This window comes from Sporosarcina sp. FSL W7-1349 (assembly GCF_038003045.1).
GTDB lineage: Bacteria > Bacillota > Bacilli > Bacillales_A > Planococcaceae > Sporosarcina.
In genome coordinates, this window is the sequence record NZ_JBBOOK010000002.1 from 813,037 (window position 1) to 826,337 (window position 13,301).

At 43.9% G+C, this 13,301-nt stretch carries 12 protein-coding genes; 3 read left to right on the forward strand and 9 right to left on the reverse strand.

The features are described 5' to 3' along the window. Nucleotides 1–20: 20 nt before the first annotated feature. The 4 genes from MKY41_RS17915 to MKY41_RS17930 all read right to left on the reverse strand — a co-directional run bounded on the left by MKY41_RS17915 (nt 21) and on the right by MKY41_RS17930 (nt 3,825). Nucleotides 21–1,214, reverse strand: a complete 1,194-nt coding sequence (locus tag MKY41_RS17915) for a M20 metallopeptidase family protein (RefSeq protein WP_340746358.1) — start codon at nt 1,212–1,214, stop codon at nt 21–23. A 95-nt stretch (nt 1,215–1,309) separates the two neighbouring features. Further along, a complete protein-coding gene (locus MKY41_RS17920; protein ID WP_340746359.1) occupies nt 1,310–2,137 on the reverse strand; it encodes a MetQ/NlpA family ABC transporter substrate-binding protein in 828 nt (275 codons plus the stop codon). A gap of 15 nt (nt 2,138–2,152) precedes the next feature. Next, nucleotides 2,153–2,806, reverse strand: coding sequence for a methionine ABC transporter permease (locus MKY41_RS17925; protein WP_340746360.1), 654 nt, complete (start codon nt 2,804–2,806; stop codon nt 2,153–2,155). After that, the gene (locus MKY41_RS17930) at nt 2,803–3,825 is read right to left on the reverse strand and encodes a methionine ABC transporter ATP-binding protein (protein WP_340746361.1); all 1,023 of its coding nucleotides are present in this window, start codon (nt 3,823–3,825) and stop codon (nt 2,803–2,805) included. The genes MKY41_RS17925 and MKY41_RS17930 overlap by 4 nt, the downstream gene beginning before the upstream one ends. Before the next feature lie 584 nt (nt 3,826–4,409). Between MKY41_RS17930 and MKY41_RS17935 the strand changes: the two genes are divergently transcribed. The 3 genes from MKY41_RS17935 to MKY41_RS17945 all read left to right on the forward strand — a co-directional run bounded on the left by MKY41_RS17935 (nt 4,410) and on the right by MKY41_RS17945 (nt 6,727). Then, nucleotides 4,410–4,589: a hypothetical protein gene (locus MKY41_RS17935; RefSeq protein WP_340746362.1), complete on the forward strand. Its 180-nt coding sequence runs from the start codon at nt 4,410–4,412 to the stop codon at nt 4,587–4,589. Further along, complete coding sequence (locus tag MKY41_RS17940; RefSeq protein ID WP_340746363.1) at nt 4,586–6,007, forward strand: amidase; 1,422 nt, start codon at nt 4,586–4,588, stop codon at nt 6,005–6,007. Before MKY41_RS17935 ends, MKY41_RS17940 begins: the two co-directional genes overlap by 4 nt. 177 nt (nt 6,008–6,184) lie before the next feature. Next, nucleotides 6,185–6,727 (forward strand): ECF transporter S component, encoded by a 543-nt coding sequence (locus MKY41_RS17945; protein ID WP_340746484.1) that lies wholly within the window; start codon nt 6,185–6,187, stop codon nt 6,725–6,727. A 51-nt stretch (nt 6,728–6,778) separates the two neighbouring features. Here the strand turns inward: MKY41_RS17945 and MKY41_RS17950 are convergent, their stop codons facing one another. The 5 genes from MKY41_RS17950 to MKY41_RS17970 form a co-directional block, all read right to left on the reverse strand. Continuing rightward, a complete protein-coding gene (locus tag MKY41_RS17950; RefSeq protein WP_340746364.1) occupies nt 6,779–8,272 on the reverse strand; it encodes a malate:quinone oxidoreductase in 1,494 nt (497 codons plus the stop codon). A 260-nt stretch (nt 8,273–8,532) separates the two neighbouring features. Beyond that, nucleotides 8,533–9,093 (reverse strand): FAD-dependent oxidoreductase, encoded by a 561-nt coding sequence (locus tag MKY41_RS17955; RefSeq protein WP_340746365.1) that lies wholly within the window; start codon nt 9,091–9,093, stop codon nt 8,533–8,535. A 136-nt stretch (nt 9,094–9,229) separates the two neighbouring features. After that, entirely contained in the window at nt 9,230–9,613 is a 384-nt protein-coding gene (locus MKY41_RS17960) for an FAS1-like dehydratase domain-containing protein (RefSeq protein WP_340746366.1), read from the reverse strand. Nucleotides 9,614–9,650: 37 nt separating this feature from the next. Next, nucleotides 9,651–10,634 carry an MBL fold metallo-hydrolase gene (locus MKY41_RS17965; protein WP_340746367.1) on the reverse strand — a complete coding sequence of 328 codons (984 nt, stop codon included), beginning with the start codon at nt 10,632–10,634 and terminating at the stop codon, nt 9,651–9,653. Between the two features lie 139 nt (nt 10,635–10,773). Beyond that, a complete protein-coding gene (locus tag MKY41_RS17970; RefSeq protein WP_340746368.1) occupies nt 10,774–13,149 on the reverse strand; it encodes a polyprenyl synthetase family protein in 2,376 nt (791 codons plus the stop codon). Between the last annotated feature and the right edge of the window lie 152 nt (nt 13,150–13,301).

A 13,301-nucleotide genomic window follows, 5' to 3' on the forward strand; every position in this document is an offset into this window, starting at 1 on the left:
CAGGTCCGCTTGACGGAATCTTAATCAACCAAATAGTGAGCCACTATCGATATAAAAGATTTTCCTATATTCAATAATGCTCTTTCGTCAAAATCGAATTTCGGATGGTGGTGCGGGAATTGAGTGGAACTATTTTCATTATGGGAGCCGACTCTAAAATAAGTTCCGGGCTTCTTTAGTAAAAAGTAAGAGAAATCCTCCGCTCCCATGGAAGGTTGCATTTCTACTACCTGTTTTTCCGTAAAAGCAGCCTTCAGCAAATTTCGAACGGTTTCCGTTTCTTTCGGATGATTGTATAAAGCCGGATAACCATTCAAATAGTCAATGGTATAAGAAGCACCAAATGCAGAAGTAACCCCTTCGACGATACGTTGAATCTGTTTTTCTATTTGTTTGCGAATAGCTGCGTCAAAGGTGCGGACTGTTCCTTCGAGCGTCGCTTTATCGGCAATGATATTGAATGCACTCCCAGCCTGTAGCACGCCAATGGTCACAACCGCGGATTGCAGAGGGTCTACATGACGGCTTACAACTTTCTGCAAGGCATTGACGACATCGCTTGCAATCACGATCGCGTCTACTGTGTCATGTGGTCTGGCCCCGTGCCCGCCTTGGCCTTGAATACAAATCGAAAATTTATCGACTGCCGCCATTTGATATCCTGATCCGACCGATACTGTGCCAATTGGAGCCTGCGAATCCAAGTGAGCGCCGAATACGTAGTCAACTCCTTCCAAAACGCCATCCTCCACCATGGACTTAGCTCCCCCGGGCGGTGTCTCTTCTGCCGGTTGAAAGAGGAAAACCACTGTTCCTTTCAAATGTTGACGAAACTCACTTAATGCTTTTGCAGTTCCCAGCAAGGCAGCAGTATGACCATCGTGCCCACACGCATGCATCACTCCCGAATTTTGCGATTTATAAGGGGCTTCCTTTTCATCTTGAATAGGCAAGGCATCGAAATCCGCCCGCAAGGCAACCGTCTTTCCAGGTTTCTCCCCTTCTAGAATACCTATTAGACCAAACCCGCCAATATGTGTCTTGACCTGCAATCCAAAGCTGATTAGTTTTTCCTGAATATAATGGGCAGTCTTCTCCTCTTGGAAGGACAGCTCCGGATGCTGATGCATATGCCGTCTCCAATCCACCATCTCTTCGAAGCTCTCCGATAATTTCTCATTGATTTGATTCGATATCCCGCTATTCACTACCATTTACTCGTTCTCCTCTCTTCCTACTGAAAAAGCCTGTAGGGATCAATTGCAGATTTTCCATCTACTAGTCCCCACAGGCCCGACCTTTTCATTTCTTATTGTAATTCTTTTGGAATAAACCAGTAATCGTCTTTATTATGTTCTTCCATATACGCCTTGAATTCATCAGATTGATACGCTGCTGCTACATCTTTTGCCCAAGGTAGATCTTTGTTCTTCTCCGTGGTGACCGCCACTAATACCAAATGATCCAATACATCCTCAGAAACTAGCTTTGTTGAAGGGTCCATATTGGAAGCATATACAATGCTTCCCGGTACAACGCCATAGTCCAGGTCAGTTAACGATCGAGGAATTTGAGCGGAGTCCATTTCGACAATTTTTAAGTTACGAGGATTTTCTTCGATGTCTTGGGAAGTTGCCTTCATTACCTCCACGCCATCTTTCATTTTGATAAGTTCGGCTTTTTGAAGAATCGCATAGGCCCTCGCTGCATTGGAAGCATCATTCGGAATGCCGATTGTATCACCATCCGCTAACTCATCCAAAGAAGTCTTTTTACCAGGGAACAATCCCGCTGGAACCGTTGGAATCGGAGTTAAACTGACAAGATCTGCGTTTTTGTTTTCATTGAAGTTATCCATATAAGCGGTGTGCTGATCAACATTCAGATCGACGCCTCCATCTGCCAACGCCACGTCGGCTTGAAGCAAATCATTGAACTCTACTTGTTCCACCGTATACCCTTTTTCCTCCAAAATCGGCTTAACCGCCTCCAAAAATAATAAACTATACGGACCAGGTGATGTCCCGACTTTAATATTCGTTTTTTCTTCCCCAGCTGTGTCGTCATTCTTGCCGCAAGCAGCGAGAACGAACACAAACAATGCTAGCATGCTGATGACTAAAGATAATTTTTTCATTATTCCTTATCTCCTTCACTCATGTCTAAGTTTTTTTGCTAATCGATTGCCGAACCCTTGGATAATCTGAACAATGATGATCAAAATAATGACCGTCAAGAAAATGACAAACGTGTTGAATCGCTCGTATCCGTAGGTGATGGCTAGGCTTCCGACGCCGCCACCACCGATGGTTCCTGCCATGGCTGTCGCCCCAATAAGCCCAATTGTCGCGGTTGTCAAAGTCAATACCAACGAGCCCATCGCTTCGGGCAAAAGGAAATAACGGATCGTCTGAAACGTAGAGGCGCCTAAGGATTTTGAAAGCTCAATAATGCCTTGCCCCACCTCCAACAATGAATTCTCGACTAATCGTGCTATAAACGGAAATATATATACGCAAAGAGGAACAATCGCAGCGGTTGAACCATATGTTTGCCCCACAATAAATCGTGTCAATGGGGTAATGGCGACCAGTAAAATAATGAATGGAACCGACCTTAAAATATTGATGAAGCCATTCAGTATGGTGAAAAATCCCCGGTTCGGCTTGATCCCATTTGATCGTGTCATAACCAATAGAATACCTAACGGAACACCGATCAGTGTACCGATCAATAGAGAAACAGATACCATATAAATGGTTTCATAAATAGATCGGATAATTAATTCGGTTGACACGCCATTCATAGCCTCACCTCTTGTACAGGAATATCCTTTTCTTTCACGTATTGATATACACGGTCAATTTCCGTGTCTTCTCCAAAAAACGCCACTGTAAAAATCCCTAACGTTGTCCCTTGAAGTTCTGTCACATTGGCAAAAACAACATTGGATTCGACATCAAACTTTTTAGCAAGCTCGTATAATAGGGAATTCGTCGTTGTTTTTCCAAAGAATTTAAATTGGTACACCCTCTTATTCCTCGTCGATTGCCGGAGCTCTTGTGCGATACTTTGGGGCATCTCATCGTGAATCACGGTCTTTACAAATTCCTTCGTTGTACGATCTTGCGGGTTTCCAAAAACATCAATAACATTTCCGGATTCAATCACTTGGCCTTGTTCCATAACCGCAACTTTATTGCAGATTTCACGGATTACTTCCATCTCGTGGGTGACAACGAGAATAGTAATATGAAATTCTTCATTGATCCGTTTCAATAATTCCAAGATGGAAACAGTCGTTTTCGGATCCAGTGCCGACGTAGCTTCATCACATAACAGAATTTCCGGGTTCGTGACCAATGCTCGGGCAATCCCAACCCGCTGTTTTTGTCCACCGGATAATTGGCTTGGATAGCTGTTTTTCTTGTCGGATAATCCAACAAAATCTAAAAGTTCAGCGACCCGATTCTGGATTTCTTTTTTGGTCACTTTATTTAAAATAAGGGGGATGGCAATATTATCGAAAACCGTTTTAGACTCCAGCAGATTGAAATGTTGGAATATCATACTGATGTTTTTCTTCACCTGTGAAAGTTCATGGTTGGATAAAGCACCTAATTCTTTTTCTTTGACCATCACTTTTCCTGTCGTCGGCACTTCCAAGGCATTGACCATTCTGAGAAGAGTACTTTTTCCGGCTCCGCTATACCCAATCACTCCATAAATATCCCCTCTTTCAACTTTCAAGGAAACATCGTTTAAAGCGACCATGCTCTTTCCCTTATGTTTAAATTCTTTATGAATCCCTTGAAACTCTATCAAAAATAAAAGCCTCCTCTTCAGAAATTAAACCTACTTAACTTATAGGAGTTGTTAATTATTATCTTCCTTTTTTTTCTGGTTGTCAATCACTTTTTGAAATAATAACCATTATTGAAAGACTACACTGGGTTGAGCTGATAAATATGGAAGAACTTTTACATCAAATTCTATCGGAAATCAAAGATGGAAATCGGGACAACTCCGGCTTGAGACACGAATGGATAAGCTGGAAACTCGGATGGAGAACATGGAATCTAAAATGGATCATTTAACTACCGAAATGCGTAGCAACTTTAAATACTCGACGACAAAATGGACGAGCATAGGGGGCTATTTGAAACTATCTCAGGAGAGATAAAAGGGCTCAAAGTGGACATCGCTTATTTAAGTTCCAAAACAGGACGCCACGACATGAAACTGAACAATTTGTTTCACCGACTTTAATCCACCTATTTACAATCATTTTCATCACAACTTCCCTAGCGCGTATGCAGATTTATTTGCAGACACGCTTTTTTTATGCAGGACTTTGGCAAACTATTCAGAATAGTAATCTACGTAGTGAAAAAAGAGGAGGGACTTCTTTGAAGAGTACTATTGAGAAATTGTTGTTAGCCAAGGACGTAAAAGTGAATGCAATCGAACTGGAAGCACTGACAAATCAATGGGGAACAATTCAAAGTTTACGGGACGGCCTACGCCATGCGGATGGGAAAGAGCATGATATCGGACTTGTTCATCGATTAAAGGAGGAAGTGGAATGAGCCAAAAATTGAATGAGAAAACCATTACGGAATTAGCTCCTTTGATCGAAAACAAGGAAGTCTCGCCAGTCGACGTGGCAAATGATGTGTTCGACCAAATCGAGGCACTCAATGAAGAAGTGAATGCGTTCATTTCAATCACAAAAGAAAAGGCTCTCGACCAAGCCCGACTTGCTGAAAAGGAAATACAGGAAGGCCGTTATCGGGGGCCGCTTCATGGGATTCCGATGGCCATTAAAGATAATATTTATATTGCCAATGAGCCGACTACGATGGGCTCCAAAATACATCAGGATTTTATTCCGACTGAAAATGCAACGGTCGTCAATCAGCTCGAAAAAGCTGGTGTCGTATTTACCGGTAAGCTGAATTTGCATGAATACGCATGGGGAGCTACGAATAATAATCCGCATTTCGGAGCCTGTCGAAATCCATGGGATGTAGAGCGCATTTCCGGAGGGTCTAGCGGCGGTTCGGGCGTATCGACTGCGACCGATATGACGATTGCCACATTAGGCACCGATACAGGCGGTTCCATTCGCATCCCCTCTTCCTTCTGTGGAATCACCGGGTTAAAGCCGACCCATGGCTTGGTCAGTAAATATGGTGCATTTCCACTTGCCTGGTCTTTGGATCATATCGGCCCGATGACGAAAAGTGCGAAAGACGCCGCGTATGTGCTCGAGGCTATCTCGGGATACGATCCAAAAGATCCGACTTCGGTGCGTGTGAATTCGACCCGCTATTCGAATGAATTGACTGGATCCATCAAAGGATTAAAAATTGGAATCAATGAAGACTACTTCTTCCATAATGTCGATTCGGATGTGGAGAAAACTGTCCGCCAGGCGCTTATATCTTTGGAAAAAGAGGGGGCAGTCGTAGAAATCGTCAAAATTCCTGCCTTGGCGTACGCTGAATTCGCCGAACTAATTACAATCATTACGGAAGCGAGCGCCATCCATCATGATAATCTTGTTGAAAGGGAGGAGGATTTCGGAGATGACGTCCGTTTCTTGCTGAAACTCGGAGAAATTCCTTCCGGTGTAGACTTCCTGCAAGCACAGCAAATTCGCATGCAGCTGAATCGCCAATTTAATGACCTTTTCAAACAAGTGGATGTCTTTATTTCACCGACAACCCCTATTTTGACTCCGAAAATCGGACAAGATATCGTCCAGCTGAACGGTGAGGATGTCGGCTTCCTAGATCATATTATTCGCTTCACGGGGCCGTTCAACTTAACCGGACTGCCGGCGCTTAGCGTTCCATGCGGTTTTGCGAGGAATCTTCCGGTCGGCATGCAGATTGTCGGTCCAGCTTTCCAAGAGTCACGATTGCTCAATGTAGCTCATGCGTTGGAACAGATCCATCCGGAATTCCGCCAAACTCCGACAGGAATTGGACAATTGTCGTAATATGAAAATGTTTGCGTGATCAGTCATCGCGCAAGCATTTTTTCACGTGGAACTTTTTCATCTATCTACCTTCCTTAATCTGACCACTAAACTTTAGCCTAATTTGACACTTTTAAAAATGTCAGTTCTCCCTTAATCTAAATTCATAGAATTTCCGGATAGGGAAGGTGACAGATGATGCAAAAAACAGAGAGTTATTCGCGTACTCGAACGAAAACGTTTGACCTCGTATTGACTGCCGTGTTAGCGGCGCTTGTACTTGTGTCAACGATGTTATTGAATATAAGGCTGCCCATGGCGATAAACGGCGGCGGCTTGATTCACCTTGGAACGGCGATGCTTTTCATAGCGTCCATTTTATTCGGGCCGAAGAAAGGGGCCATCGCCGGGGCGCTTGGCATGGGGCTTTTCGATTTGCTCGGAGGCTATGCGATCTGGGCGCCGATCACGATTGCGGCGCGCGGTTTGCAAGGCTACGTCGTCGGGAAGATTGCCTGGTCGAACGGCCGCCGAGGCAATAGCTTCGCGTTTAACTTAATCGCGACAGTTGTCTCCATCCCTCTAATGGTGGCAGTTTACTATATTGGGGAAGCCATCATGTTCCATAGCCTCATCGTTCCATTGGCGTCCATTCCAGGAGACTTGATTCAAAACTTTATCGGACTTGCGATCGCCATTCCGGTTTGCGCGATGTTGAAAAAAACTCCTATCTTTAAATGAAAACAAAAAATGCTTGCGGTGGACGATCTCCCGCAAGCATTTTTCATTTAGTTAACTATGAGCCAACTCTTGATTGTGTAAACCAAGGGATTCGGCAGTAGAGGCATGAATCTCTTCCAGAAGATCCGGGTTTTGCATTAAGGATTTTCCATAGGAAGGAATCATTTCTTTGATTTTCGGTTCCCACTCTTCCATATGTTGCGGGAAGCATTTAGCAAGTACTTCAAGCATGACATGGACAGCCGTGGATGCACCTGGAGAAGCACCAAGGAGCGCGGCAACTGTGCCGTTAGCAGCCGTGATGACTTCCGTACCGAATTGAAGGGTCCCTTTGCCTGCCTCTGTGTCTTTGATGACCTGTACACGTTGGCCTGCAACAACTAGATCCCAATCTTCGCTTTTCGCATTCGGGATGAATTCCCGTAACTCTTCCATGCGCTGCTCTTTTGACAACATCACTTGCTGAATCAGATATTTTGTCAAAGACATCTCTTTCGCGCCTGCCGCCAACATCGTAAACACATTGCTCGGGTTCACAGAAGTGATCAAGTCCATATTGGAGCCCGTTTTTAGGAACTTCGGAGAGAAGCCGGCGAACGGTCCAAAGAGCAATGATTTTTTATTGTCGATGAAGCGTGTGTCGAGATGCGGCACGGACATCGGTGGAGCACCGACTTTTGCTTTGCCGTACACTTTTGCATGGTGCTGCTCGACGACTTTCGGATTGTTACATACCATGAAGATCCCACTGACCGGAAATCCGCCGATATGCTTCGCTTCCGGAACACCTGTCTTCTGTAAAAGGTGCAAGCTTCCACCGCCGCCGCCAATGAAAACAAATTTAGCAGTATGGCGATTGATCCCACTGGAGTTGCGCACTTTCAGTTCCCATGCACCGTCGCTCGTCTGTTTAATGTCACTCACTGTATGTTGATAGTGCAATTCCACGCCCTTGCTCTTCAAGTGGTCAAATAAAATACGCGTCAATGCACCGAAATTGACGTCTGTCCCCGTGTCGATTTTCGTAGCCGCGATTGGTTCATTCGATTGCCGATCTTGCATAATGAGCGGAATCCATTCCATCAGTTTTTCCGGATTATCGGAGAATTCCATCCCTTGGAACAATGGATTCTTCGTCATTGCTTCAAAACGTTTCTTCAAAAATTCTACATCGTCTTTCCCTTGGACCATGCTCATATGAGGCAATTGCATAATAAAGTCCTCCGGATTACGGATCAATTCACTATTGACCAAGTAAGACCAAAACTGCAAAGAAAGCTGAAATTGTTCGTTGATATTGATAGCTTTGCTAATATCAACGGTTCCGTCCGGTTTTTCGGTCGTGTAATTAAGCTCACATAATGCTGCATGCCCTGTTCCGGCATTATTCCATTCGTTCGAGCTTTCCACTCCTGCATCTTCGAGCTTTTCAAACACTGTAATTTTCCAGTCCGGCCTTAATTCTTTCAGCAGTGTCCCCAAAGTCGCACTCATGATTCCAGCACCAATTAAGATAACGTCTGTTTGGGTTTTTCCGTTGCTCATCTTTACCATATCCTTCTATAGAATTTGCAGAAAAGATGCGGTCACTCTTACTAAGGCGTCATAGCAAGACAAAACATGACTTCTAATCTTTTCTGTATATTATGACTTTGTGTAGAGTCTCACAAACTTTATATATTATATCACAAATATCGACAAATGTGTGTATAAGTCCGTTTATTTAATTTCCTATTTTATTATAGCAAAATAGGAAAAATAAAGCCGTACATGTATTTGTTTTCAAATACATGTACGGCTTCAAATTATTTTAATATATCATGGTCTACATAACGCTCTCCATTTAGTTCACTGATTACATTAATGGCAACCTTTGCTCCGTCTCCGGCAGTAATGATCGTATGCATGCTGACGCCTGCACAAGTGCCGGCTGCCCAAATTCCTTCTATATTCGTTTTCCCGGCAGCATCCACATCAAAGATGGTTTTAATCCTCGGTTCCGTTCCCGGCTTTGTCTGTAAACCAGCAGCTTCCGCTAAATCCGTCAGCATCCCAGTCGCCAAAATGATATGTTGGGCCTCGACGACTTGGCCTTCTGTCTCGATTTCAAAGCCATTTTCAGTAGATCTTATGGCAGTTACGGTTGTATTGATCAACTCGGCTCCAAACTGTTTTGCCTGCTCAATACCGACTGCTACCATATCGGGTCCGGTAATTTCAGCCACCCCATAGTGATTCTTCAACAACGCCCTTTTTGTTACGCCTTTATCATTATCTAACATAATCGTTTTCTTTCCCGCTTTTGCTGCATATAAGGCAGCGCTGCCTCCAGCCGGCCCTGCTCCAATTACTGCGATTTCATACATTCCTGTCTCCCCCTGCTCTCAATTAAGTATGTTACATAATCTCCCTTATAATTATAGTAATAATCGAAACTTTTTGCATACATACCGCTTGGTGCCAAGCACAAAAAAGAGTCCCATATAAGAGACCTTTCGCATTCTATTGTTTTAAAATGACCCCTTCAAAGTTCCCTTTCAATACCAGTTTTTCATCCTGATTGGTGCATTCAAAGGAGGTTAAAATGGATATCCTGCCATTCTCAGTCTTTTCATATCTCTCAATCGTGACGGCACATAGTATAGTATCTCCGGTAAAAACGGGTCTAAAAAACTCAAAATTCATCGTCCGGGCGAGTACATTATGATCGCCGCCCACTTTTGTCGGCAGGGTAGCGGTCAACAACCCTTGAATGACAAGTCTCCCTTGTTCATCTGGGGTAATATGGTGATCCCCTTCATCACGCGATGCTTTTGTAAACAGTTCAACATCTTCTTTTGTAAAGGTCCGTTCAAAATGAATAACCTCGCCAACTTGTAAACTCAACCTGAACTCCCCCCAGGAATGAAATCATAGGATCCGATTATGTGAAAATATCTTGAGCTTTCCAATCTTTTGGCTTAACGTTCTGATCCATCCAGTTCTTTTCCGGCGCTTTGTATGGAGCAGTGGCGATCAACCGGTCATTATGCCAACTTGCTGCTCTCGAACGGATTATTTCATCCAGCAAGACCTGAATAAATTCCTCAGGCTGTAATTGAAAGGAATGGCGCGCAAAGTCATGGAACCAACCGCAGCTGAGCAAGTAAGGAGCAATCTCTTCCTTCGCCATTCCATCTTTCATGATCAAAGTAAATGAAAAAATCCGCTTGCAAGCATGCCAAGCAATTTTCTCCGGCGATCCAAGCCATTTTTCAAAGCGGCCTCTCGCCGCGTCAATAGCCGCCAAAGGATCATCGATTTGCGGTCCATGCCCTGAATATGCCTGTTGAATTCGAAGTTTAGACAACCGATCCAGACTTTCCAACGACCGCTGAATCGATGAAACACCTTCCCGGAAAATATTCAGCCACCCAATATCATTGCCGTGGAAGAGATCCCCGCAAATCAATGTCTCGGCTTCCGGATCGTATATAGAAATATGTCCCAATGTATGTCCCGGCGTGTGTAAGACTTGCAAAGTTCTGCTTCCTGTATGGATTTCGTCATGATCGGAAAGTTTAGTATCGACATGGTAAGGCTCTAAAGGTTGGTCTAGCCATTCTGCTGCGCACGCTTCTTGGTCATGTAAGTTGATCAACTCGGCGTCCCATTTGTGAGCCGCAATCCGAGTACCGTAATTTTTTTGGAAATGAAAATTGCCACCTACATGGTCGCTATGATAATGGGTGTTTACAATCAAATGCAAATCCTCTGATGCAACGCCTGCTTCTCTGATCAACTGCTCGGTCTCCAGTGCATCACTACCAAAACCAGTATCAATCAGAATGGGTTGCTGATCGTTGATAAGAACCATATTGGCACTTGGAAATGTCCTTTCAAAGAAAATGACTCCGGATTTCCCCAAAATTTACTCCCTCCTTTATGAACGAACGCTCACTCAATTCCATTATATAGAATTCACTGAAAAATTCAAATAAATTTTCACTGAATTGACCTAAATAAAAACACGCTGACTTCTTTATGAGCAAAGAAGCCAACGTCCTTCAATAATCCCTATTCACAATATAATGTAATATATGTTTCAAATAGGGAGTGTTAAACTGCATCTCCTGCAACGTTTCCATTGCGGTACAATAATGGTCCCATAGTGATTTTCGGGCGCCCTCGACACCTAGGATTGTTACGAAATTTGAATTATTGTTTTCGACATCTTTTCCAACTGGTTTGCCGAGTACAGCCAGATTGCCTTCCACGTCAAGCAAGTCATCCTTAATCTGAAACGCGATACCGGCATGGTAGGCAAATCTTTTCAACGCTTTTAGTTCCCGCTCCTGTTTCCCTGCTAAAATGGCTGGCATGACGAGAGAAGCTTCAAATGCGATGCCGGTTTTATAAAAGCACATCGTATTCAATTGTTCCAATGTCAACAGTTTGCCTTTGGAATTCAAGTCCATTGCCTGCCCTTTACACATATCCGCTGTCTTTCCGGCCGAATATTGAATCAAGCGAAGCACCGCTCCCGGGTCAAACTGTTCAAGTGACGCTTGTTCCTCAACCGCCTTTTGGGTCAGATAAAGGCCAGTTAATTCGGCAACGGCTGTATTATACACATGATGCAGCGTTGGACGCCCTCTGCGGACAGAAGAATTATCTTGGGCTGGCAGATCATCGAAAATCAGGGAAGCTGTGTGCATATATTCCAATGATTTTAGAAGCGGCATGATTGCAGACTTTTCCAAGCCATATTCATAAACACCGGTAACCCAAGTCACAATTGGTCTAAGGCGCTTTCCATCGCCTTCCAGACTGTAGTTTGCAGCATTCACGATTGGTTCTTCTTCCATGAAAGCGGCATCCCCGTTTTCATGGATAGGTAAGATGTTGTTTATCTCGTTGCGTACGGTTTCAGCAATGTGTAAAAAGTCTTCCCGCTCTTTCCGTTCCTCTTTAAAATGGGCTAACATATGGTCCCGAAGCAGTTTATCAAAGAAATCCACGTCGTCCGCTTGTCGAACCAGCTTTTGGATAAGCCGATCGAATTTGAGATCTCCCGGTGCAAAGAGCTCCATCACTTCGTTGTATGTTTTGTCTCCCATCCGCTTTTTAAATCTTTTCAGCCCATTGATTGCACGGTTTAAAATCACTTCACCTGTCTTGACGTCCGAGTGATACACGGTATGGATCAGATTGGTGATGACCGTCCAGTATAATTCAAAAGGGTTGATAAGATCCGGACGCGACCGATGGTATTTCATGTAATAGGTGTAGGGGGTGACTGCATCGGCCTCCCAGTCCTCAAACATATCGGCGAAATCATCGGCCAGCTGGTTGTAAATGCCGTAAAAGAATGTTCGGTTGTCAAATCCCTCATCCTCCCCAGCACTCAGCACGGAACGGACAATCAAACGGGACGAAGCAGATTTTAAAATGATCGGTACATAAAGCTCTTCATTGGTGTAATTAGCATTGGATAAACTCTTTTCCCGGTCCACTTCCTGGGAATGAAAAAACACATACGATTGCTCGAAGAAACTTTCGTTTGTCTCTTGTCGCAGACATGCCTGAATATACATAAAAGCGTCACGGAGTTCTGAATGAATCGACCGGATCAGCTCTTTATTCATTCCGATCCAATCTCCTAATTCAGGTACAGTCCCTGTAATAAGGGTGGTGCGTATCAAACCGGAATATTGTTTTTTCTCCTCACCTGACAAGGCTTCCGAATCCAAAAGATCATCAATAAAAGGGTATGTCAAACCATAGGAATAGCCCAGTCTAATCGCTTCATCCAATTTCCGGGTCCGTTCTTCAGCCGGCAGATCATCGTCCATTTCTTCAACTTGGTGCAGGATGACTCCCGCAATGATTTTAATCAGTTTCCGTTGAGCCTCTTCAGCATTCATCCCCTGTGGAATAAGGGAAGACACGGTCTTCAATTTGTTCATCACCCAGATCATCGTCGATTCTACGCTTTCCTTCTGAGCCCAACGGTACAACCCGGTGATGCTGAACAAGTCAGCGTTGCCCCCGTCAGCGGATAGGGGCAGTTGTTTTTTTAATTTGGCTGCCATGTCCCGAATCCGGTTCTGCGTATGCGATGAATTCAGGTCCTTGCCCAAATCTCGCAAGAAAATATAGGAAATGCTTCGATCCAAGTAATGATCCAGTTTCCCGGTGTAGTCCAACCATCGGATATAACTGAAATACTCCTGCGAATCAGCTTTTTCCCTTCCACGCAGCAACAAGGAGACCCACGAAGAAGGTAAATGATTCTGTTTCCAAGTTTGTATATCTTTTGTCAAGGTAGTAGCATAGATCTTGTTTACGAGCTGTACAGAAAGTGATGCAAAATAATCGACAGCCTTCTTCTCAGCAAGCCGATAACAGGCATCGGCATTTTTTAGTAACTTTTCATTCACACTACATGACCTCAACTTCGTATTTTTTGGATGTCTGTGATAATAACCATTTCTACTATATGCAATTGCAAAGCATTGTCTGAATGATGTACATGCCTTGGCATTACAAACCTAAACAAATACTAACATATTATCCGGGATTACTATTATGA